20 protein-coding genes are annotated in these 20038 nt (G+C 65.4%); 6 read left to right on the top strand and 14 right to left on the bottom strand.

Annotation, left to right across the window (positions count from 1 at the left end; translation table 11 throughout):
• Positions 1-150 precede the first annotated feature (150 nt).
• Entirely contained in the window at positions 151-1404 is a 1254-nt protein-coding gene (locus tag GV035_RS24150; protein WP_159837417.1) for an MFS transporter, read from the bottom strand.
• Positions 1405-1729: 325 nt separating this feature from the next.
• Between GV035_RS24150 and GV035_RS24145 the strand changes: the two genes are divergently transcribed.
• From GV035_RS24145 to GV035_RS24135, 3 genes are all read left to right on the top strand, one after another.
• Positions 1730-1942: a hypothetical protein gene (locus GV035_RS24145; protein WP_159837416.1), complete on the top strand. Its 213-nt coding sequence runs from the start codon at positions 1730-1732 to the stop codon at positions 1940-1942.
• An 88-nt stretch (positions 1943-2030) separates the two neighbouring features.
• Positions 2031-3065, top strand: coding sequence for a serine/threonine protein kinase (locus GV035_RS24140; RefSeq protein WP_159837415.1), 1035 nt, complete (start codon positions 2031-2033; stop codon positions 3063-3065).
• Positions 3066-3230: 165 nt separating this feature from the next.
• A complete protein-coding gene (locus tag GV035_RS24135) occupies positions 3231-3953 on the top strand; it encodes a PepSY-associated TM helix domain-containing protein (RefSeq protein WP_201304023.1) in 723 nt (240 codons plus the stop codon).
• A 21-nt stretch (positions 3954-3974) separates the two neighbouring features.
• Here the strand turns inward: GV035_RS24135 and GV035_RS24130 are convergent, their stop codons facing one another.
• The 12 genes from GV035_RS24130 to mgrA form a co-directional block, all read right to left on the bottom strand.
• Positions 3975-4994 carry an XdhC family protein gene (locus GV035_RS24130; protein WP_159837414.1) on the bottom strand — a complete coding sequence of 340 codons (1020 nt, stop codon included), beginning with the start codon at positions 4992-4994 and terminating at the stop codon, positions 3975-3977.
• The gene (locus GV035_RS24125; RefSeq protein WP_159837413.1) at positions 4967-5563 is read right to left on the bottom strand and encodes a CoxG family protein; all 597 of its coding nucleotides are present in this window, start codon (positions 5561-5563) and stop codon (positions 4967-4969) included. Before GV035_RS24125 ends, GV035_RS24130 begins: the two co-directional genes overlap by 28 nt.
• A complete protein-coding gene (locus GV035_RS24120; protein ID WP_159837412.1) occupies positions 5554-6756 on the bottom strand; it encodes a vWA domain-containing protein in 1203 nt (400 codons plus the stop codon). The genes GV035_RS24125 and GV035_RS24120 overlap by 10 nt, the downstream gene beginning before the upstream one ends.
• Positions 6753-7649 carry an AAA family ATPase gene (locus tag GV035_RS24115; RefSeq protein ID WP_159837411.1) on the bottom strand — a complete coding sequence of 299 codons (897 nt, stop codon included), beginning with the start codon at positions 7647-7649 and terminating at the stop codon, positions 6753-6755. The genes GV035_RS24120 and GV035_RS24115 overlap by 4 nt, the downstream gene beginning before the upstream one ends.
• Complete coding sequence (locus GV035_RS24110) at positions 7649-8455, bottom strand: FAD binding domain-containing protein (protein WP_159837410.1); 807 nt, start codon at positions 8453-8455, stop codon at positions 7649-7651. Before GV035_RS24110 ends, GV035_RS24115 begins: the two co-directional genes overlap by 1 nt.
• A gap of 11 nt (positions 8456-8466) precedes the next feature.
• Entirely contained in the window at positions 8467-10848 is a 2382-nt protein-coding gene (locus GV035_RS24105; protein WP_159837409.1) for a xanthine dehydrogenase family protein molybdopterin-binding subunit, read from the bottom strand.
• A gap of 52 nt (positions 10849-10900) precedes the next feature.
• Positions 10901-11377, bottom strand: coding sequence for a (2Fe-2S)-binding protein (locus GV035_RS24100; RefSeq protein ID WP_159837408.1), 477 nt, complete (start codon positions 11375-11377; stop codon positions 10901-10903).
• A 296-nt stretch (positions 11378-11673) separates the two neighbouring features.
• Entirely contained in the window at positions 11674-13116 is a 1443-nt protein-coding gene (locus tag GV035_RS24095; RefSeq protein WP_159837407.1) for an amino acid permease, read from the bottom strand.
• 128 nt (positions 13117-13244) lie between these two features.
• A complete protein-coding gene (gene rqpR / locus GV035_RS24090) occupies positions 13245-13901 on the bottom strand; it encodes a response regulator transcription factor RqpR (protein ID WP_159837406.1) in 657 nt (218 codons plus the stop codon).
• A 7-nt stretch (positions 13902-13908) separates the two neighbouring features.
• On the bottom strand, positions 13909-14754 hold the full coding sequence (locus tag GV035_RS24085) for a sensor histidine kinase (RefSeq protein WP_159837405.1): 846 nt from the start codon (positions 14752-14754) through the stop codon (positions 13909-13911).
• Positions 14755-15077: 323 nt separating this feature from the next.
• Complete coding sequence (locus GV035_RS24080; RefSeq protein WP_159837404.1) at positions 15078-15848, bottom strand: ferredoxin--NADP reductase; 771 nt, start codon at positions 15846-15848, stop codon at positions 15078-15080.
• Between the two features lie 377 nt (positions 15849-16225).
• Positions 16226-17272: an L-glyceraldehyde 3-phosphate reductase gene (gene mgrA / locus GV035_RS24075; RefSeq protein WP_159837403.1), complete on the bottom strand. Its 1047-nt coding sequence runs from the start codon at positions 17270-17272 to the stop codon at positions 16226-16228.
• 213 nt (positions 17273-17485) lie between these two features.
• On the opposite strand from mgrA, the gene GV035_RS24070 reads away from it, so the two are divergent.
• Together GV035_RS24070 and GV035_RS24065 are read left to right on the top strand one after the other, a co-directional pair.
• A complete protein-coding gene (locus GV035_RS24070) occupies positions 17486-18289 on the top strand; it encodes a mechanosensitive ion channel family protein (RefSeq protein WP_159837402.1) in 804 nt (267 codons plus the stop codon).
• A gap of 65 nt (positions 18290-18354) precedes the next feature.
• Positions 18355-18558, top strand: coding sequence for a DUF3185 family protein (locus GV035_RS24065; protein WP_159837401.1), 204 nt, complete (start codon positions 18355-18357; stop codon positions 18556-18558).
• A 4-nt stretch (positions 18559-18562) separates the two neighbouring features.
• Here the strand turns inward: GV035_RS24065 and GV035_RS24060 are convergent, their stop codons facing one another.
• Positions 18563-19339 (bottom strand): phytanoyl-CoA dioxygenase family protein, encoded by a 777-nt coding sequence (locus GV035_RS24060; RefSeq protein ID WP_159837400.1) that lies wholly within the window; start codon positions 19337-19339, stop codon positions 18563-18565.
• A 314-nt stretch (positions 19340-19653) separates the two neighbouring features.
• Between GV035_RS24060 and GV035_RS24055 the strand changes: the two genes are divergently transcribed.
• Entirely contained in the window at positions 19654-20004 is a 351-nt protein-coding gene (locus GV035_RS24055; protein ID WP_201304022.1) for a hypothetical protein, read from the top strand.
• Positions 20005-20038 lie beyond the last annotated feature (34 nt).

Genomic DNA, 20038 nt, shown 5'->3' with positions numbered 1-20038 from the left:
GTATAGGCGGCGGGAAGGAGCGTGTTGCGCCGTCGTCGCGAAACACTGCGCGTCGACAGTGCGCGAAGCCTTGGGACACAAGGCTTTGCGCCGCACGTTATTAAGCGAACGCGGTAAAACCCTAAGTTTCGTCCGATTTCATTTCGCTTTCTACGGACGGACGAGCGCCCGTTCGCGGCTATTCAGATACGCCGCGCCCGCGACCCCGATCAGAAGCAGCCCGGCGATCAAGCCGACCACGCCCGGCCAGCCGAACGCGGTCCAGAAGTGGCCGCCATACGAACCGATCAGGCTCGATCCCAGGTAATACGCCAGCAGATAGAGCGCGGCGGCCTGCCCTTTCGCCTGCGTCGCGAGCCGCCCGACCCAGCCGCTCGCCACCGAATGCCCCGCGAAGAAGCCGAACGTGAGGCAAGCGATTCCGCCGATGATGACCGGCAGCGACATCGAAAGCGTCAGCGCGATGCCGGTCATCATCAGCAGAAACGCCGCGATCAGCACGCGGCCGCGTCCGAAGGCGTCCGCCATCTTGCCGGACCACGGCGACGCGACCACGCCCGCCAGATAGACGGTGAAGATCGCGCCGATCTGCGTCTGGTTCAGCCCGAACGGCGCACCCAGCAGCCGATAGCCGACGTAGTTGTACACGGTGACGAAACTGCCCATCAGCACGAAGCCGATCAGAAAGAGGAACGGCAATCCGCCATGCCGCAAATGTCCGGCGAGCGAGCGCCGGTGATGCGCGAACCCGACGCCGCGCCGCGGCTCGAAGCGTCGCGAGGGCGGCAGCAGCGACCGGAACGCGAGCGTCGCGAGCAGTCCCAGCACGCCGATTCCGCCAATCGCCACGCGCCATCCGAAAAAGTCCGCGAGCACGCCGCTGATCACGCGCCCGGCCATGCCGCCGATCGCCGTTCCGCCGACGTAGAGACCCATCGCGAGGCCGAGTCCTTCGGGATGCACTTCCTCCGCGAGATACGCCATCGCGACAGCCGGCACGCCGCCGAGCGCGAAGCCCTCCAGCGCCCGCACGACGAGCAGCGCATGCCAGTTCGGCAGCAGCGCCGCGATGACCGTCAGCACGGACGACGCCAGCAGCGAAAGCGTCATCAGCCGATGCCGGCTCCAGCTCTCGGAGACGAGTCCTGCGACGAAAATGGCGACGGCGAGCGCCGCCGTGCTCACGGACACCGCCAGCGCGCTCACCGCCGGGCTCACGCCGAAGCTTTTGGTGAACTCCGGAAGCAGCGGCTGCACGCAGTACAGCAGGGAAAACGTCGCGTAGCCCGCGAACAGCAATGCGAGCGACGCGCGCCAGTACGCACGCGAACCGCGCTCCAGATATGTATCGGCGGGCGCGGCGTCCGGACGCTCGGTGCCCTTCGGCGCGGGTGATGCGTTCACGAATGAAGTCTCCGCTTAATACGACAAACGCGTAACGATACGCCGTTCCTCAGGGTTTTGCCTGATGCAGCGGTGCATTCCATGTGCCGCAGACAGCACTCATGCGGCAAACGTCTGCGTTGGGCAACATATGGCTGCATTGGGCATCGCGTTTGCGCGTCGGCATAGGCTAAAGTAAGCGCACAATCGTTCATGAAAGCCGCGCTGGTCGCGCTTCGCGCAACAATGACGCGGCGATTGTCTGGTGCACTCGCCGTCAAAAGCCTGTGCTGTTGGAACATATGACCGGCGTCCCATTGAGCCGGCATGGAAACGGGGTTTCATCATGCAAATCGGTTCGATTGTCCGCTCCGTGCATATTGCCGTGCCTCAGGGCGCGCGCGGCATCGTCATGCGCATTCTCGGCGACATGGCCATGGTCGCGTGGTACGCGGGCGAGCCCGGCGTCACCCAGCTGCTTAACACGGAGCCGTTCTTTCTCGAAGACCTGATCGATACGGGCGATATCGTGCGTCCGGCGAATTCGGTCGTTCATTGAGCGGTTTCGGGAACGCGGCGATGCGCGACGATGCGCGGCCAGTTGAGGCCGCGCTGATGCCCGCCGCGCGAAGGCGCACAATGCCGGAATGAACTCACATCATTCCGACTCCGCCGGCGTGCCGGCATCCGACGCCGCGCCGCCTTTCGCGGGCCTCACGCCCGAACGCGTGCTCGACGCCGTCGACCGCGTGCTGTTGTCCGCCGACGCTCGCACCGACGGCCGCCTGCTGTCGCTCAACAGCTACGAGAACCGCGTGTATCAGGTGGGCGTCGAAGACGGGCCGCCAGTCATCGCGAAGTTCTATCGGCCGGGGCGCTGGTCCAACGAAGCGATTCTCGAAGAGCACGCGTTCGTCGCGAACCTCGCCGCGCGCGAGATTCCGGCGGTTCCCGCGCGCGTGCTGGAAGGCGCGACGCTCCACGAATTCGAAGGCTTTCGCCTCGCCATCTTCGAGCGGCGCGGCGGCCGCGCGCCGGATCTCGACAACCGCGAGACGCTCGAATGGCTTGGCCGCTTCATCGGGCGCCTTCATGCGGTCGGCGGCATCGAGCCGTATCGTGAGCGCCCGACGCTCGACATCCACACGTTCGGCTACGAGCCACGCGAGTTTCTGCTGACGCATCGCTTCGTGCCCGACGACGTGCGCGAAGCCTACGAGCGCGCCGTATCCATGGCGCTCGACGGCGTCGCACAATGCTTCGAGCGCGCCGGCGACGTGCGGCATCTGCGCATGCACGGCGACTGTCATCCGAGCAACGTGCTGTGGACGGACGCGGGGCCGCATTTCGTCGATTTCGACGACAGCCGCATGGGGCCGGCCATTCAGGATCTGTGGCTCTTGCTTCCGGGCGGCCGCGCGGAAGCGTCGCGTGCGCTCGCCGACCTGCTTTCGGGCTACGAAGATTTCTGCGACTTCGACGAGCGCGAACTGCATCTGATCGAGGCGCTCCGAACGCTGCGGCTGATCCATTACGCCGCGTGGCTCGCGCGCCGCTGGGACGACCCGGCATTCCCCGCCGCGTTCCCGTGGTTCAACACGCAGCGTTATTGGGAAGACCGCATTCTCGAATTGCGCGAACAGATCGGCGCGATGCAGGAGGGGCCGCTCTGGGCGGTCTGAAATTTTTCGTGATGAAGCGGCGTCACCGCGCCGCCAGAAAGCATTGTGTCAGGCGTTTCGGCGTGCAATGATAACGATTCTCATTTGCCCGCCTTAACCGATGGCTCTCGACAGGTCAATTGGGGCGCGGCGTTGCCGACGAACCTGCCGATCCCGGAGAGACGCTTGAACGCGCCTGACACTTTCAATCCCCAGCCGACGAGCGACGCCGCTCGATACCGTCCGCATGGACGCCTGATGGACGACGCCGAGCAAGCCGTGCGCAAGAACCGCTCGCGCCGCTCGACGTTCCTCAAGTGGCTACGCAAGGTGCACGGCTGGGTCGGCTTGTGGGGCGCGCTGCTCGGGCTGCTGTTCGGCGTGACGGGCTTTCTGCTGAATCACCGCGCGCCGCCGCTGCGCGTCTCGACCGGCGAGCCGCAGGTCTCGCAGATGCAACTTCCGCTGCCTGCGGCCGGTTTCAAATCGCCGCGCGACATGGGCGTGTGGCTCAAACAGGAACTGAAACTCGACGGCAAGCTGGGCCGCACGCGGCGCGAGCCGGCGCATCCGGTCGGCTGGGGCGACAAGCGCGCGATGCAGCCGGAACAGTGGTCGACCATGATCGCGTCGCCGGGCAGCAGCGTGATGGCGGAGTACTGGGTCGGCAACAACTTCGTCTCCGTCAAGCGCACCGAGAACACGTTCCTCGCGATGCTGACGAACCTGCACAAGGGCGTCGGCTTGAGCGTCGGCTGGGTGCTGCTCATCGATACGCTCGCCGGCAGCCTCATCCTGCTGTCGTTGACGGGCGTGCTGCTGTGGACCGAGCTGAACAAGCGGCGCACGGCCGGCGCGGCAATCGTGACGGTGTCGCTCGTCGCGATGATCGTGTGCGGGCTGATGTAAGCGGCAACGGCGGCGCAGACGTCACACGCCGCACACTTCGCTCTTCCCGGCCACTTCGCGCGCCGCCTTCGCGCCTTCCACTTGCAGCAGTTCGGGCAGCGACACGCCGTTCTTCGCCGCCGTCACTTCCGCCAGGATCGATACGGCAATCTCCGGCGGCGTCCGGCTGCCGATATAGATGCCGACCGGGCCATGCAACCGCGCAAGCTCGGCATCGCTCAAATCGAACTCTTTGAGACGCTCGCGCCGCGCCGCGTTATTGCGACGCGAACCGAGCGCGCCCACATAGAACGCTGGCGTTTTCAGCGCCTCCATGAGCGCGAGATCGTCGAGCTTCGGATCGTGCGTGAGTGCGATCACCGCGCAACGCTCGTCGAGCTTCATGTCCATCACGGTGTCGTCGGGCATGGTTCGCACGACGGTGGTGCCAGGCACGTCCCACTCGTCCGTGTATTCCTCGCGCGGATCGCAGACAGTCACCTGATAATCGAGGCCGACCGCGATGCTGCATAGATAGCGCGACAACTGTCCCGCGCCGATCACGAGCATCCGATAGCGCGGACCGTGGATGGTCAGAAGCTTCGCGTCATCGAAGAGCACGCCGTCGGTGGCCTGCGCGGGTTCGAGGCGCGCCGCGCCCGTCGCCATGTCGAGCGTGCGCGCGACGAGCTGCCCGCTCTCCACCGCCGCGCACAGTTCCGCGATGCCGCTTTCGCGCGTGAGCGGCTCCAGCACGAGCTGGATGGTGCCGCCGCACGGCAGGCCGAAGCGATGCGCCTCCTCCGCGCTGATGCCGTATTTCACTGCTTCCGGCTTCGTCTGCTCGATGCCCCGCTGCCGCACACGGTCGATCAGATCGTCTTCGATGCAGCCGCCCGACACCGAGCCGACCACGTGGCCGTCGTCGCGCACGGCGAGCATCGCGCCCTCGGGCCGGGGCGACGAGCCCCACGTCTTGACCACCGTGACCAGCAACGCCCGATGCCCTTCTTCGAGCCATCGCGCGCTGTTCTTCAGGACTTCGAGATCCACGCTGTCCATGATTTCTTTCCTTTCTCTTCCTTCTCGCCGCCGGCCGAGTCGTCGGGTTCGTCCGATCCGTCCGATCCGTCCGATCCGTCCGCGGCGCCATCCTGCGCCTGCTGCGCTTGCTCGACTTCGCCCGCGCCCTGCAACTGCGCGCCGAATCGCTTGAAAAACTCACCCGCGATCTTACGCGCTGCGCCGTCCACGAGCCGCGAGCCGATCTGCGCGAGTTTGCCGCCCACCTGCGCGTGCGCGCTGTACGTGAGCGTCGTGGTGTCCGCGTCCTCGCCCGGTTCGAGATTCACCTTCGCGCTGCCCTTGCTGAAGCCCGCCGCGCCGCCCTGACCTTCGAAGACGATCGTATAGGTATGCGGCGCGTCGATCTGCGTCAGTTCCATGCGTCCCTTGAAGCGTGCCTTGACCGGGCCGACGGCGGCAGTCATCCCGACGGCATAGGCATTTTCGCCGTCCGCTTCGATGCTGTCGCAGCCGGGAATGCAGGCTTTCAGGATGGCCGTGTCGTTGAGCGCCTCCCACGCGCGCGCCTGCGGCACCGGCAAGGTATGCGTTTCGGTCAGTTCCATTGCGTGTGTCCTCCTGGCATTCGGGGCACGCCGCGCGCCGAAAGCGCGGCCATTTCCCGTCCGACAGCGGCCAGGCTGTCGAGGTTGTGAGCCGCGAGCATCGCATCGACGTGCGGCAGGATCGCGCGCACGCCTCGCGCACGCGGCGTGAAGCCGGCAAATCGCAGCAGCGGATTGAGCCACACCAGCCGATGTGCGAAGCGCCTGAGCCGCGCCATTTCCGCATCGAGCACGTCGATGGCCTCGTGATCCAGCCCGTCGGTGACGAGCAACACGGTCGCGCGGCCCGCCAGCACGCGACGCGCCCAGCGCCGGTTGAATTCCGCGAGCGCCGCGCCGATGCGCGTGCCGCCCGACCAGTCCGCCACCTGCGCGCCGAGCGCGCTCACGGCGATATCCGGATCGCGCTCGCGCAACGCGCGCGTCGCGTTCGTGAGGCGCGTGCCGAACAAAAAGACCTGCAAGCGTTCGCGCGATTGCAAAAGCGCGTGGCAGTAGTACAGCACGGCGCGCGAATACGCGCTCATCGAACCGGAGATGTCGAGCAGCAGGACGAGCGGCGGCCTGCGCTCCACCACCGCGCGATACTTCCACACGGTCCAGTCGCCGCCCGCGCGGACCGCTTGCCGCGCGCTCGCGCGCAAGTCCGCGTGCGTGCCGCGCGACGCCGCCTTCAGCCGGCGCGTCGGCTCGGTGGCGAGCGGCAGGCGGTGCGCGCGAATCTGATGCCGCAGCGCGCGCCATTCGTCGGCGGTGAGCGTGTCGAAATCCCGCTGACTCAGGCGTTCCTGCGCGCTGAACGACAGGCGCGCGTGCGTCTCTTCGGGCTCTGTTTCGCGCGCCGGCGTCTCGGGTGCGTCGGCGCGCGTGGCGAGCGCATCGGCGAGACGATTGTTGCGCTTCGGCGGCGGCGCCGCGCTTTGGATTTTCGGCAGCAAAAGCGCGCGCAGCTTGCTTTCCCAGTCGGGATCGCGCCAGAAGAGATCGAACGCGGAATCGAAGATATCGCGCTCGTCGCTCGCATGGACGAGCAGGCACGCGAGCGCGGCGCGCACGTCGTCGCGGCGGCCGAGATCGATGAAGCGCAGCGCGTCGAGCGCATCGACCGCCTGCGCCGGCGACATGCCGAGCCCCGCGCCGCGCAGCAAGCGCACGAAGTGGACGACGTTGCGCGCGAACGGTGGCAGGGTCATGCCCGCGCCGCCGAGAGACAGTGCGCGAGCGTCGCGGCGTCCATGCGCGCGAGATCGTCCTGATATTTCAGCAGCACGCCGAGCGTGTCCTGCACGGATTGCGGATCGAGTTCCGACACCGAGAGCGCCGCGAGCGCGCGGCACCAGTCGATCGTTTCCGCGACGCCCGGCGCCTTGAACAGGTCCATCGTGCGCAGCTGATGAACAAACGCGACGGCCCGCGCCTGCAACGCGCTGCCCGCCTCCGGCGCACGCGCCGCGACGATGTCCAGCTCGACATCGCGCGCCGGATAGCCGATCCACTGATACAGACAGCGGCGCTTCAACGCATCATGTACTTCGCGCGTGCGGTTCGACGTCATCACGACGAGCGGCGGCCGCGCCGCGCGCACCGTGCCGTACTCGGGAATCGACACCTGAAAGTCCGACAGAAGCTCGAGCAGAAACGCTTCGAACGGTTCGTCGGCGCGGTCGATTTCATCGATCAGCAGCACGCGCCGCGCGTCGGCGTTCGCGGGATCGGGCATGAGCGCCTGCAAGAGCGGCCGCTTCAGCAGGAATTCGCCGCGATACAGCGAATCGTTCGACGGCGTTTCGCCCGCTGCCTCCGCGAGCCGCAGCGCCATGATCTGACGCGGATAGTCCCATTCGTAAAGCGCGCTCGCCGTATCGAGCCCTTCGTAGCATTGCAGACGCAGAAGCGTCGTGCCGCACAAGCCAGCCGCCGCCTTCGCCAGTTCCGTCTTGCCGACGCCCGGCTCGCCTTCCAGAAAGAGCGGGCGCTGCATCTTCAGCGAGAGGAAAAGCGCCGTCGCAAGTTCGCGGCTCGCGAAGTACTGCTGCTCGCGCAGCCGCGCGAGCGTCTCGTCGATGGAAGCCGGTTCGTCGAACATCACGCCGGAAACGACAGCGCGCGCTCGATCGCGCGGCCCGCGAGCACCGGAATCAGATGCGCCCGATAGGCGGCGCTCGCGTGCATGTCGTCGTTGAGTCCGTCGGCGGGAATTGTCACGCTGCGCGCCGACGCCACCGAGAAGTCCTTCGACAGCGCCGCTTCCAGTTCCTTCGGCCGGAACGCGGAAGGCGCCGCGCCGGTCACGCCGACGCGCACGCCGTCCGCATGTTTCGCGACGAACACGCCGACGAGCGCGAAGTGCGACGCGGGATTGCGAAACTTCTCGTAGCCCGCGCGCTCGGCCAGCGGAAACTCGACTGCGGTGATCAGTTCGTCGGGTTCCAGCGCGGTCTCGTACATGCCGAGGAAAAAGTCGTCGGCGGCGATGCGGCGGCGGTCCGTCACGATGGTCGCGTTCAGCGCGAGCACGGCGGACGGATAGCACGCGGCGGGATCGTCGTTGGCGAGCGAGCCGCCGATGGTCCCGCGCTCGCGCACCTGCCGGTCGCCGATGCGGCTCGCGAGATCGGCCAGGCCCGGCAGCGCCTTCTTGACGTCGGCGTTCGCGCCGACATGCGCGTGGCACATCGCGCCGCCGATGGTCAGCTTGTCTGCGTCGAGCGTGATGGTCTTCATCGACGCGATGCGCGTCACATCCACGAGCGCGGACGGCTGCGCGAGCCGCAAACGCATGGTCGGCAGAAGGCTTTGCCCGCCTGCGAGATATTTGGCGTCGCCGTTCCCGGAAAGCGCCGCCACCGCCGCTTGCGCCTCGTCCGGCCGTTGATAGTCGAATGCGTACATGTCGGTCTCCGTCAGGCGGTTTGGGCGTCGTGCATCGCGGTCCAGACGCGATGCGGCGTCGCGGGCATCTGCAAGTCCTTGACGCCGAGCGGCGCGAGGGCATCGAGAATCGCGTTGATGACGGCGGGCGGCGAGCCGATCGCGCCCGCCTCGCCGCAGCCCTTGACGCCGAGCGGATTGTGCGTGCACGGCGTGCCCTTCGCGGTCTCGACGGTGAAGCTCGGCAAGTCGATGGCGTGCGGCATCGCGTAATCCATGAACGAGCCGGAAAGCAACTGGCCGCTCTCCTTGTCGTACACGCAGCGTTCCAGCATGGCCTGGCCGATGCCCTGCCCCAGCCCGCCGTGCACTTGCCCTTCCACGATCATCGGATTGATGACGTTGCCGAAATCGTCGACGGCGGTGAACTTCTGGATGCGCGTTTCGCCGGTATCGCGATCCACTTCCACCTCGCACACGTACGCGCCGGACGGATACGTGAAGTTCGTCGGATCGTAGAACGCGTTTTCGTTTAGGCCCGGCTCCATGGTCTCGAGCGGGAAGTTGTGCGGCACGTAGGCGGCGAGCGAGACCTCCGCGAAGCCCTTCGTGCGGTCCGTGCCCGCGACGCGGAACACGCCGTTCGAAAACTCGATGTCTTCGGCCGATGCTTCCAGCAGATGCGCGGCGATCTTCTTCGCCTTCGCTTCGATCTTGTCCAGCGCCTTCATGATCGCGGAGCCGCCGACCGAAATCGAACGCGATCCATACGTGCCCATGCCGAACGGAATGCGCCCGGTGTCGCCGTGAATGACCTCGACGTTTTCGATCGCGACGCCGAGCCGGTCCGCGACCACTTGCGCGAAGGTCGTCTCGTGGCCCTGACCGTGGCTGTGCGAGCCGGTGAACACGGTGACGGAGCCGGTCGGATGCACGCGCACTTCGCCCGCTTCGAAAAGCCCGGCCCGCGCGCCGAGCGCGCCCGCCACGTTCGACGGCGCAAGCCCGCACGCCTCGATGTAGCACGAATAGCCGATGCCGCGCAGCTTGCCTTCCTTCTCCGACTGCACGCGACGCGCGGCGAATCCCGCGACGTCCGCGAGTTCCAGCGCGCGGTTCAGGCACGCGTCGTAGTCGCCGGTGTCGTAGGTGAGGCCGACCGGCGTCGCATACGGAAACTCGCGGATGAAGTTGCGGCGGCGCAGTTCGACCGGATCGATGTTCAGTTCGCGCGCCGCCGTCTCCACGAGCCGTTCCACGACGTACGTGGCTTCCGGGCGGCCCGCGCCGCGATAGGCATCGACCGGAACGGTGTTCGTGAACACCGCCTTCACTTCGGCGTAGATGGCGGGCGTGGCGTACTGGCCGGCGAGCAGCGTCGCGTAGAGCACGGTCGGCACCGACGAGGCAAACGTCGACAAATACGCGCCCATGTTCGCCGTCGTGTGGACGCGCATCGCGAGGAACTTGCCGTCGTTATCGAGCGCGAGTTCGGCTTTCGTCACGTGGTCGCGGCCGTGGGCGTCGGAGAGAAAGGCTTCGGAACGCTCGGCGGTCCATTTGATCGGACGCCCGACTTTCTTCGACGCCCACGTCAGCGCGACATCTTCCGCATACAGAAAGATCTTCGAGCCGAAGCCGCCGCCCACGTCCGGAGCGATCACGCGCAGCTTCGATTCCGGCAGCGACAGCACGAACGCCGCCATCAGCAGGCGCTCGACGTGCGGATTCTGATTCGCGACGTAGACCGTGTAGCTATCGTCGTGCTTCGAATAGCTCGCGTTGACGGCGCGCGGCTCGATGGCGTTCGGCACGAGCCGCTGGTTCACGATATCGAGCGTCGTCACGTGCGCGGCCTGCGCGAACGCGGCGTCGGTGCGGGCCTTGTCGCCGTGGCCCCAGTTGTAGCAGACGTTGTTCGGCACGCTGTCGTGCACGAGCGGCTGGCCGGCGTCGGACGCGCTGCCCGTATCGACGATAGCGGGCAGTTCTTCGTAATCGACCTCGATCAGTTCGAGCGCGTCCTTTGCTTCCTTGACCGATTCCGCGACGACGAGCGCCACCTGATCGCCCACATGCAAGACCTTCTCGTGCGCGATGACGGGATGCGGCGGCTCGTGCATCGGCGAGCCGTCCGTGCTGTGGATCAGCCATCCGCAAGGCAAGCCGCCGACGTTTTCGCCCGCGAGATCCTTGCCGGTGAACACGCCGATCACGCCGGGCGACGCCAGCGCCTGCCCGATATCGATGCTGCGAATCCGCGCGTGGGCGTGCGGCGAGCGCAGGAACACGCCGAAGCTCTGGCGCGGCAGCACGACGTCGTCGGTGTACTGGCCCGCGCCCGTCAGGAAGCGATAGTCTTCTTTGCGCTTGACGCCAGCGCCGATCAGTTTCTGTTGCTCAGGGGCATTCATCGCGGTCTCCGTGATAGGCGCGATTCGGGGTGTCGAAGAGGGAAATGGGAAGTCAGGCGTCCGCTTTCATGTTCCGCGCGCCTTCGAGGACCGCTTTCACGATGTTGTGATAGCCCGTGCAGCGGCACAGATTGCCGTCGAGTTGATCGCGGACTTCTTCTTCGGTGAGATCGGGCGATTCGGCGGCGAGCGCGCTCGCGCTCATGACCATGCCCGGCGTGCAGAAGCCGCATTGCAGGCCGTGGCATTCCTTGAACGCCGCCTGCATCGGATGAAGCTGGCCGTCTTTCGACACGCCTTCGATGGTCGTCACGCTCATGCCGTCGGCCTGCGCGGCGAGGATGTTGCACGACTTGATCGCGCGGCCATCGAGATGAACGGTGCACGCGCCGCACTGCGCGGTATCGCAGCCGACGTGCGTGCCGGTGAGCGCGAGGTTTTCGCGGAGAAACTGGACGAGCAGGACATGCGGTTCGACCTTCGCGGTCACGGGTTTGCCGTTGACCGTCAGGCTGATGCTGAGCGTCATTACTGTCTCCTTGTCGACCGCGGGCGGGCTTCTCGCCTCACCGCGGTCCTTGCATGATTGCAAGGGGATGGACCAGCCTTAACGTCACTCCGACCACGCGGGCCACGCATGTCACCACGTCTCTACCTGCCCGCGCGTCGCGTCCGGCTGGGAATTCGTGTTATGTGTACGGCGAGTAAAGCACAAATCAGCGGGCGTCGCTATTAGGCGCACGCCCGTGCCGCGCGCGCCGCCGGGCGAAAAAAAAAAGCGCCGCCCCGAGGGACGGCGCTTTCGCCGAACGATCATACGAACGGTCAGTGCGTCACGGTTTCGCGCTTGACGGGCTTCGCGATCGCCGGCTGCGCCTCGACGCGGCCCAGCGCGGAATGACGGCGCGAGTAGACGAAGTAAATCACGAGCCCGATCACGAGCCATACGATGAAAGCGATCCACGTCGTCTTCGTCAGATTCAACATCAGGAAGAGGCACGACGCCACCGCGAGAATCGGCACGACCGGCACGCCGGGGCAGCGGAACGCGCGCGGCAGTTCGGGATGCGTGCGGCGCAGGATCAGCACGGCGATGGAGACCATCGAGAACGCTGCGAGCGTGCCGATGTTGATCAGTTCGGCCAGCACGTTGAGCGGCACCAGCGCGCCGATCAGGCCGAAGAAAATGCCGACGAGCCACGTCGTGAAGAACGGCGTCGCGTAACGCGGATGCACGCTCGACAGCTTCGCGGGCAGCAGTCCGTCACGCGACATCGCGTAGATGATGCGCGTCTGGCCGTAGCTCATGACGAGAATCACGGTCAGCATGCCGAGCACCGCGCCCAGGTCGATGAAACCGGCCACCCAGTTCTGACCCGCCACTTGCAGCGCATACGACACCGGATGCGAGATGTTCGCGAACTGCGCCGCCGGCACGATGCCCGTCACGACCGCCGCCACCGCCACGTACAGCACCGCGCACACCGCGAGCGACGAAATGATCCCGATGGGCAGATCGCGCTTCGGATTCTTCACTTCTTCGGCCGCCGACGACACCGAATCGAAGCCGATGAACGCGAAGAACATCACCGCCGCCGCGCCGAACACGCCGGACCAGCCTTGCGGCATGAACGGGTGCCAGTTCGCCGGCTTGACGTGGAACACGCCGACCGCGATCACCAGCAGCACGACCGTGACTTTGATCGCGACCATGACGTTGTTGATGCGCGTGGATTCCTTCACGCCGATCGACAGCAGCCACGTGATGACCATCATCACGAGGAATGCGGGCAGGTTGAAGTACGTCACGTGGCCAGGCAGTGCGCCGGGCGCGGCGGTGAGCACCGTCGGCAGGCCGATGCCGAAGCCCGATAGCAGCGATTGCAGATACCCCGACCATCCGACGGAAACGGCGGACGTCGCGAGCCCGTATTCGAGCATCAGATCCCAGCCGATGATCCACGCGGCCAGCTCGCCGAGCGTCGCGTACGAATAGGTGTAGATGGAACCGGCGACCGGAATCGTCGATGAAAACTCCGCGTAGGCGAGCGCCGCGAAGCAGCAGGCGATGGCCGCGACGATGAACGCCACCATGAGCGCCGGCCCGGCCTGCACGGCGCCCGTGCCGGTCAGCACGAAAATACCCGTGCCGATGATCGCGCCGATGCCGAGGAACGTCAGATCCAGCGCGCCAAGCGTTTTCTTAAGCGACGTGCTGTGCGCGCCGGCCAGCATGTGCTCGATGTTTTTCTTGCGGAACAACGACATTGCGATAAGTCTCCATGCGGCGCTCGCGCGCCCTGCTGCGGGAAAACCCGCGATTGTATCGGAGACTTCGGGAATGCCCACAGATTGGGCAATCGGCGAAATTTTATCTTGTGTGAGATAAATACATGTCAGCTCGCGATCGCCGGATTCATGTCGACGAGGCGGTTGCTGAGGACGTAGAACGTCAGTTCCGCGTTGTTGGCGAGCTTCATTTTGTCGAGCAGGCGCGTGCGATACACGCTGACCGTCTTGACCGACAACGACAGCGCATTGGCGATGTCGGTCAGCCGCTTGCCGGACGCGAGCATGCAGAGCGTCTGGAATTCGCGGTCGGACAGGTTCTCGTGCGGCTTGCGTTCGCTGTCCAGCGAGACGTACGTCGCGAGCGCCTCCGCCATTTCCGGGCTGACGTATTTGCGGCCGGCGGCGACCTGCTGAACCGCGCGGATCATCACTGCCGGGTCGGCCGTTTTGGACAGATACCCCGACGCGCCCGCCTTCAGCGCCCGCACCGCGTATTGATCCTCGCGATACATCGAGAACATCAGAACCGGCAGACGCGGCGTGTCGCGCTTCAGGCGCTTGAGCACGTCGAGTCCGTTGATGTCCGGTAGCGAGATATCGAGCAGCACGGCGTCGAATGCGGCTCGCCCGGCGAGCGCCAAAGCCTGCGCGCCCGTGTCCGCTTCGCTGAGTTCCGACGCGACGCCGCGCTCCAGCAGCAATTGCGCGACGCCACGGCGCACGATGGCGTGATCGTCGGCGAGAAGAATCTTGAGCGTCATGACGCGCTCAAGCGTTGACCGCGCGCAGCGCGGGGCGCGGCGCGGCTGTCCACGGCAGGCGGGCGCGCACGCAGGTGCCGCCCGTTTTCGACGCGGCCACGCGCAACGTGCCGCCGAACGCCTCGCAGCGCGACCGCATGCTGGCGAGCCCGAAGCGCCCGGCTTTGCGGCGAGCAGCCGGCGTGATGCCGATGCCATCGTCTTCCACGACAAGCGTCAGCGCATCGTCGTCCGCTGCCAGTGTCACATTTGCGCGCGTCGCGTGCGCGTGCCGCGCGACGTTGCCGAGCGATTCCTGCGCGATGCGAAAGAGCGCCACCGCGATGCCCTGCGGCAGCCGTTGCGCGTAAATTTCAACCGAACAAGATAAATTGATGGCGAGCCCAGCGCGTGCGCCGAAGCTCGCGAGCCATTCGGCGAGCGCGGCGGCCAATCCGTCGTCGAGGGCGGGCGCGTGCAGCCCTTCCACGATGCGGTGACTCGTCTCGGCGACTTCGGCCAGACACTCGCGCGCCTGACGCAGTGCGTCGGCGCAGGCGGCGGAAGCATTGGCGGGAAGCAGGAATTCTGCGCGTGCTATCGTGAGGTTGGCGGCAGTAAGGATAGCGCCGGCTTCGTCGTGCAGATCGCCAGCGAGGCTGCGGCGGGCGCGTTCATCGGCCTGGCAGACTTGCGCGGCGAGATCGCGAAGTCGGGCACGCAGGCGGTGAGTTTCGCGGTCGCCTTCCAGCTTCGCGTCGATCAGAGCGGAGAACGGTGAGCCGGATGCGTCCGGCGTCGGTGACGAAACGCCGCGCAGCGTGGCGCGGGACGGTGCGCGCTCATCCAGCGCGATCACAGCCGACGGGTTCATTCTTTCCTCGCTTTGAGCGCAAGTCGAGCTACGTCCTCGACGGCATCACGAGTCGGCGTAACTCAATTTACACTCTGTAACATCGAAGACGGACGATGCACGTTTCGCGCATCGCCTCGGGGTGATCGCATCATATCTCAAAAATATGATAAATCCATGGCTGGCAAGGCTTCGGCGCGCGAACTTCATGTGGGTTGACAACAGTAGCGCGCCAAGTGCGCAAGCAGAACGCCTCCGCCGAATGTAACAAGCGGCCCGCGCGCAGGCGAAAAAAAACCGGAGCGAATGCCCCGGCTTTTCTTGCGACGACGCGTGGCCGACAATCAGCCGACGAACGCCTTCTCCACGACGTAATGTCCCGGATGGTTGTTGCTGCCTTCCTGGAACCCCAGGGAATCGAGCAACTGACGCGTGTCGCGCAGCATGTGCGGGCTGCCGCACAGCATCACGCGGTCGTTTTCGATCGAAAACGGCTCCACGGACAGGTCCGCGAACAGCTTCTTCGTTTCGATCAGATCCGTAATGCGGCCGCGGTTTGCGAATTCTTCGCGCGTGACGGTCGGGTAATAGACGAGCTTCTCCGACACGATTTCGCCGATGTGCTCGTGCGCCGGCAGATGTTCGGTGATGAAGTCCTTGTACGCGAGTTCATCGACGAAACGGCACGTGTGCGTCAGCACGATCTTCTCGTAGCGGTCGTAGACGTCCGGATCTTTGATGATCGACATGAACGGCGCGAGGCCCGTGCCCGTGGAGAGCAGCCACAGCGTCTTGCCCGGCAGCAGGTTGTCCGCGACGAGCGTGCCGGTCGGCTTCTTGCCGATCAGCACGGAATCGCCCACTTTCAAATGCTGGAGGCGCGAGGTGAGCGGGCCGTCCGGCACCTTGATGCTCAGGAATTCGAGATGCTCTTCGTAGTTCGCGCTCGCGAGGCTGTAGGCGCGCAGGAGCGGCTTGCCGTCGACTTCGAGGCCCACCATCGTGAACTGGCCGTTCTCAAAGCGGAACGAGGCGTCGCGAGTGCAGGTGAAACTGAAAAGCGTGTCGGTCCAGTGGTGGACGCTCAGAACGGTTTGAGAGTTGAGGTTGCTCATGGCTTCTTGGACTATGCGAAAACGGTGACGCTCACGGGCTCGACGCCGCAACGCGGACCGCTCGACGCCGCGCGAAAGGATCGGTGAACTGCGTTTTTCCGAGTTTTCGGCCAGATGCGGCGTGTATGCGGCAGTCCCGCGTCGGCATTCATGGAGCCGGGCGTTGCATGGGCGCAATCGGCTATTCTAACTCGATAGCCGCCGGGCGTCGTCGGGCCGGATCGCCAGCAGCGCGTGACGATCCGCCACGCGCCGCAAAATCGAGTTCGCTGCCGGTGAGCAGCGAATGAACCGCGCGCCTGCATGATAGCAACCGAAGCCGCGCGCCTTCCGAATTACCCTTCTGCCGGAAGGCGGCGCAGCGCGCGCGTGGCGCTTCAGATGCGCTGATCCGTCGACGGCTTCTCCCACAGGTTGATGCCGCCTTCCTGCGCGAACTTGTCGATTTCGGCGAGCTCGTCGGCACTGAACTCCAGATTGCTCAACGCGCCGACGTTTTCGGTGACTTGCTCCGCGCGGCTCGCGCCGATTAGCACGGAAGTCACGCGCCCGCCGCGCAGCGCCCATGACAGCGCCATCTGCGCGAGGCTCTGGCCGCGCCGCTGGGCCAGTTCGTTCAGCTTGCGCACGTGGTCCAGATTCTCCTGGCTCAAGTGCTCCTGCTTGAGCGATCCGCCGCCCGGCTTGTTGACGCGCGCATCCTGCGGCACGCCGTTCAGGTACTTGCTCGTGAGCAAGCCTTGCGCGAGCGGCGTGAACGCAATGCTGCCCGCGCCGATGTCGTCGAGCGTATCCAGCAGTTCTTCTTCGATCCAGCGATTCAGCATGTTGTACGACGGCTGATGGATTAAGAGCGGCACCTTGTGCTCGGCGAGCAGCTTCGCCATTTCGCGCGTCTTGGCCGCCGAATACGAGGAGATGCCGACATACAGCGCCTTGCCCGAATGCACGGCGGTCGCGAGCGCGCCGGCGGTCTCTTCGAGCGGCGTATCGGCATCGAAGCGATGCGAGTAGAAAATATCGACGTAATCCAGCCCCATCCGCTTCAGGCTCTGATCCAGGCTCGCCAGCACGTACTTGCGCGAACCGCCGCCCTGCCCGTACGGACCCGGCCACATGTCCCAGCCGGCTTTCGTCGAGATCAGCAGTTCGTCGCGATACGGCTTGAAGTCGTCCTTGAAGAGACGGCCGAAGTTGGTCTCCGCGCTGCCGTACGGCGGCCCGTAGTTGTTCGCCAGATCGAAGTGCGTGACGCCGAGATCGAACGCGGTGCGCAGAATGTCGCGCTGCGTCGAAATGGGCGTCGTATCGCCGAAGTTATGCCAGAGGCCGAGCGACAACGCCGGCAGTTTGAGCCCGCTCTTGCCGCACGTGCGGTATTGCATCTGCGAGGAGTAACGCTCGGATGCTGCTTCGTAAGCCATGACGGTTTTCCTTTGCGAGTGGCGGTTTTGGACTAACTTTGACAAGCGTGAAGCCGGTGGATGCGCGCCGCTGCATTAAGCTCGCGAATCGACCAAAGCCGACAATGGTAAGCCAATCGGCGACGGCGCGAGCGCGGTGCATGCGCGTCCCGATATGCGGGAGCACGGAGCGCGCCGCCTGGTCAACGCACATTTCGCAAAAGGAGCACGCCCATGAATTCAATCGACAAATTGCGCCCCGCTTACGACTTCATGCTCACGCTCGGGCTGACGTACGGCGTCAATATTCTGATGGCCATTCTGATTCTCGCCGTCGGCTGGTGGATTTCGAACATCGTCGCGAACGCGCTGCGGCGTGCGCTCAACCGCACCAACGTCGATGCCACGCTGACGCCGGTGCTCGCCAGTCTCGCGATGTGGGCGATCCGCGTGGTCGCCATCGTCGCCGCGCTCGGCAAGTTCGGCATCGCGGCGGCGAGCATCCTCACCGTACTGGGCGCGGCGGGCCTCGCCATCGGACTGGCGCTGCAAGGCACGCTTCAGAACATCGCGGCCGGGTTGATGTTGCTGCTGCTGCGGCCGTTTCGCGTGGGCGATTACATCGAGGGAATCGGCGTGACGGCGGGCACGGTCAACGAGATCGGACTCTTCACGACGCGTCTCACGAAGGCCGACGGCGTCGTCATGTACGTGCCGAACAGCATCATCTGGGCGAATCCGGTAACGAATTTCAGCGCCAACGAACAGCGGCGCGTGGTGCTGAACTTCCTCGTGCAGCATGGTCAGGACGTCGAGCGCGTGCTCGGCGAACTGCGCAAGCTCGTCACGGGCGATGCGCGCATCGTTCAGGACGGCGCGTCGGCGCCGTGGATCGCCGTCACCGATTACACCGATACCGGCGTGAAATTCAACGTGGGCGTGTGGACGCGCGCGAGCGACCATCCGGGCGTGCAAGCCGACTTGCTGCGTCAGATTCAGCCGCTCACGCGCGTGCCCGTCGCTGCGAATCCGGCCTGACTGGACGCCCCGCCGCGTGCCTTGTAAGCTGGCGCGCCCTATCTCAGAATCAGCGAGGACACTTCATGACCCGAGCGGTTTCCCTTGCCCTGCTCGTCGGCGGCATCGTGCTCTTGTACTTCGGCGGACAGTCGTTTCACTCGCTCAGCAACGACGTCTCGCGCTTTTTCACGGGCTCGCCGACGAACAAGACGATCTGGCTGATCGCGGGCGGTATCGTCGCGTCGCTTGCCGGACTGATCGGGCTCGCGCTGCCTTCCAAACGCTGAAGGCTTAGACGAGCGCGACTTCCGGCTTCGACGCCGAACGCGTGCCCGGCAACGCCGCGTTGCTCGCGCCGCGATACGTGTAGACCAGCGAAAATTTCACCTGATCCGTGAGATTCTTGCCTGCGGAATGCAGCGTGTTGCAGTGGAAGAACACGACATCGCCTTTCGTGAGCGCAGGCGAGACCGCCGTGTGAATGAGCGCCGTGTTTTCCGGCAAATCGGCGCGGAAGAACTTCGCTTCGTCGAACCGATCCGACGTGAACGCCAGCTTGTGCGATCGCGGCACGAACCACAGCGCACCGTTCCCGACGGTTTCGTCGCCGAGCGCCACCCACGCGGAAACCAGATCGTCGCGCTCGAACGCCCAGTAACGTACATCGCGATGCCACCCGGTCAGGCTGCCGTACGCCGGGTGCTTGGTCATCACGCAGTTGTGATGCGCGCGCGATAGATACGGCGTCTCGCCGAAATACAGCTCCATCCAGCCGCGCACTTCGGGCGATGTCGCGAACTCCGCGAACAGCGGATGGCGCCCGTACGCATCCAGAAGCCGCCGCACCGTGTGTCCGCCGGGCGCGTGCTTCGATTCCGGCGCGCCGGGATACTTCAGGTCCGCTTCGTATTCGACTGGCGCGGCGGCTTCGGCCAGTTGCCGCTGGGCGACTTCGCGCCACGCGTCGCAGCGCGCATCGGACACGAGCCCCTTCACGATGACGAAGCCCATTTGGCGCAGCTCCTGCACCTGATCATTCTTCGATTTCAGCGACGTTTGTTCAGACATGTTCGTTCAGCCTCGGCGCGGTCTCGATATCGCCTCATACAGCCAGCGCAATACCCGAAATTGGGGCGAAAACGGTCATTGTAAGTCGCGCGTGTCGCAAAGGCGCTTGCCGCCTATGCCGCGCGGCGCGGTATGAAGCGCCTGCTTCACGATCCGGCAGGGAAAACGCCGACTTACGACAGTCACGCACGTCCGGTACATTGGCCGCATCGCTCGGTGCAACTTCGCAGTCGAGGTTGAATCGAAGCCTTGAACGCAATTTTCGAGACGACTATCGTCGAGTTTGGCACCAAGCAGACGAACCTATCGCCGACATGAACCACCGAATCGCTAAGGGCCTTCGACGCGTCGCATCCAGCGCCGCGCGGCCCGCACGGCGCGGCATGATCCGCGCGCTGCGGCACCATTCCGCCCGCACGCAGGCGCTCGCGCCGCACGTCACGGACACGCATCCCGTCGATGGCATCCGCTCCTGGTTTCGCGGATTCTTCCTGAATCTCCGTGCGCGCGCGGCTTCGCGCGACTTGTCGCTGCGGACACTGCTGCGCCGTCCGATGCAACTGCGCGCGCCGTCGCCGAAGCCGCGAGCGGCTGCGCTCACGAGCCGCCGGCCGCGCCGCACGTCGGCGACGAGCGCGGGCTGGTACGCGTTCGCCGTGCGCTAAAAAGGCGTTATCGCCGCGAACGGACGAAAAAAAA

It is taken from the genome of Burkholderia sp. 8Y (assembly GCF_902506145.1).
Taxonomy (GTDB): Bacteria; Pseudomonadota; Gammaproteobacteria; order Burkholderiales; family Burkholderiaceae; genus Caballeronia.
Note: the sequence above shows the minus strand (reverse complement) of the source record. Positions and strands in the feature narration are given on the sequence as shown.

Excerpts from the sequence above, each read along its gene's own strand:
- GV035_RS24145 (WP_159837416.1), top strand. The coding sequence starts at position 1,730 with ATGCAAATCGGTTCGATTGTCCGCTCCGTGCATATTGCCGTGCCTCAG.
- GV035_RS24140 (WP_159837415.1), top strand. The coding sequence starts at position 2,031 with ATGAACTCACATCATTCCGACTCCGCCGGCGTGCCGGCATCCGACGCC.
- GV035_RS24130 (WP_159837414.1), bottom strand. The coding sequence starts at position 4,994 with ATGGACAGCGTGGATCTCGAAGTCCTGAAGAACAGCGCGCGATGGCTC.
- GV035_RS24125 (WP_159837413.1), bottom strand. The coding sequence starts at position 5,563 with ATGGAACTGACCGAAACGCATACCTTGCCGGTGCCGCAGGCGCGCGCG.
- GV035_RS24120 (WP_159837412.1), bottom strand. The coding sequence starts at position 6,756 with ATGACCCTGCCACCGTTCGCGCGCAACGTCGTCCACTTCGTGCGCTTG.
- GV035_RS24115 (WP_159837411.1), bottom strand. The coding sequence starts at position 7,649 with ATGTTCGACGAACCGGCTTCCATCGACGAGACGCTCGCGCGGCTGCGC.
- GV035_RS24110 (WP_159837410.1), bottom strand. The coding sequence starts at position 8,455 with ATGTACGCATTCGACTATCAACGGCCGGACGAGGCGCAAGCGGCGGTG.
- GV035_RS24105 (WP_159837409.1), bottom strand. The coding sequence starts at position 10,848 with ATGAATGCCCCTGAGCAACAGAAACTGATCGGCGCTGGCGTCAAGCGC.
- GV035_RS24100 (WP_159837408.1), bottom strand. The coding sequence starts at position 11,377 with ATGACGCTCAGCATCAGCCTGACGGTCAACGGCAAACCCGTGACCGCG.
- GV035_RS24095 (WP_159837407.1), bottom strand. The coding sequence starts at position 13,116 with ATGTCGTTGTTCCGCAAGAAAAACATCGAGCACATGCTGGCCGGCGCG.
- rqpR (WP_159837406.1), bottom strand. The coding sequence starts at position 13,901 with ATGACGCTCAAGATTCTTCTCGCCGACGATCACGCCATCGTGCGCCGT.
- GV035_RS24085 (WP_159837405.1), bottom strand. The coding sequence starts at position 14,754 with ATGAACCCGTCGGCTGTGATCGCGCTGGATGAGCGCGCACCGTCCCGC.
- GV035_RS24080 (WP_159837404.1), bottom strand. The coding sequence starts at position 15,848 with ATGAGCAACCTCAACTCTCAAACCGTTCTGAGCGTCCACCACTGGACC.
- mgrA (WP_159837403.1), bottom strand. The coding sequence starts at position 17,272 with ATGGCTTACGAAGCAGCATCCGAGCGTTACTCCTCGCAGATGCAATAC.
- GV035_RS24070 (WP_159837402.1), top strand. The coding sequence starts at position 17,486 with ATGAATTCAATCGACAAATTGCGCCCCGCTTACGACTTCATGCTCACG.
- GV035_RS24065 (WP_159837401.1), top strand. The coding sequence starts at position 18,355 with ATGACCCGAGCGGTTTCCCTTGCCCTGCTCGTCGGCGGCATCGTGCTC.
- GV035_RS24060 (WP_159837400.1), bottom strand. The coding sequence starts at position 19,339 with ATGTCTGAACAAACGTCGCTGAAATCGAAGAATGATCAGGTGCAGGAG.
- GV035_RS24055 (WP_201304022.1), top strand. The coding sequence starts at position 19,654 with ATGAACCACCGAATCGCTAAGGGCCTTCGACGCGTCGCATCCAGCGCC.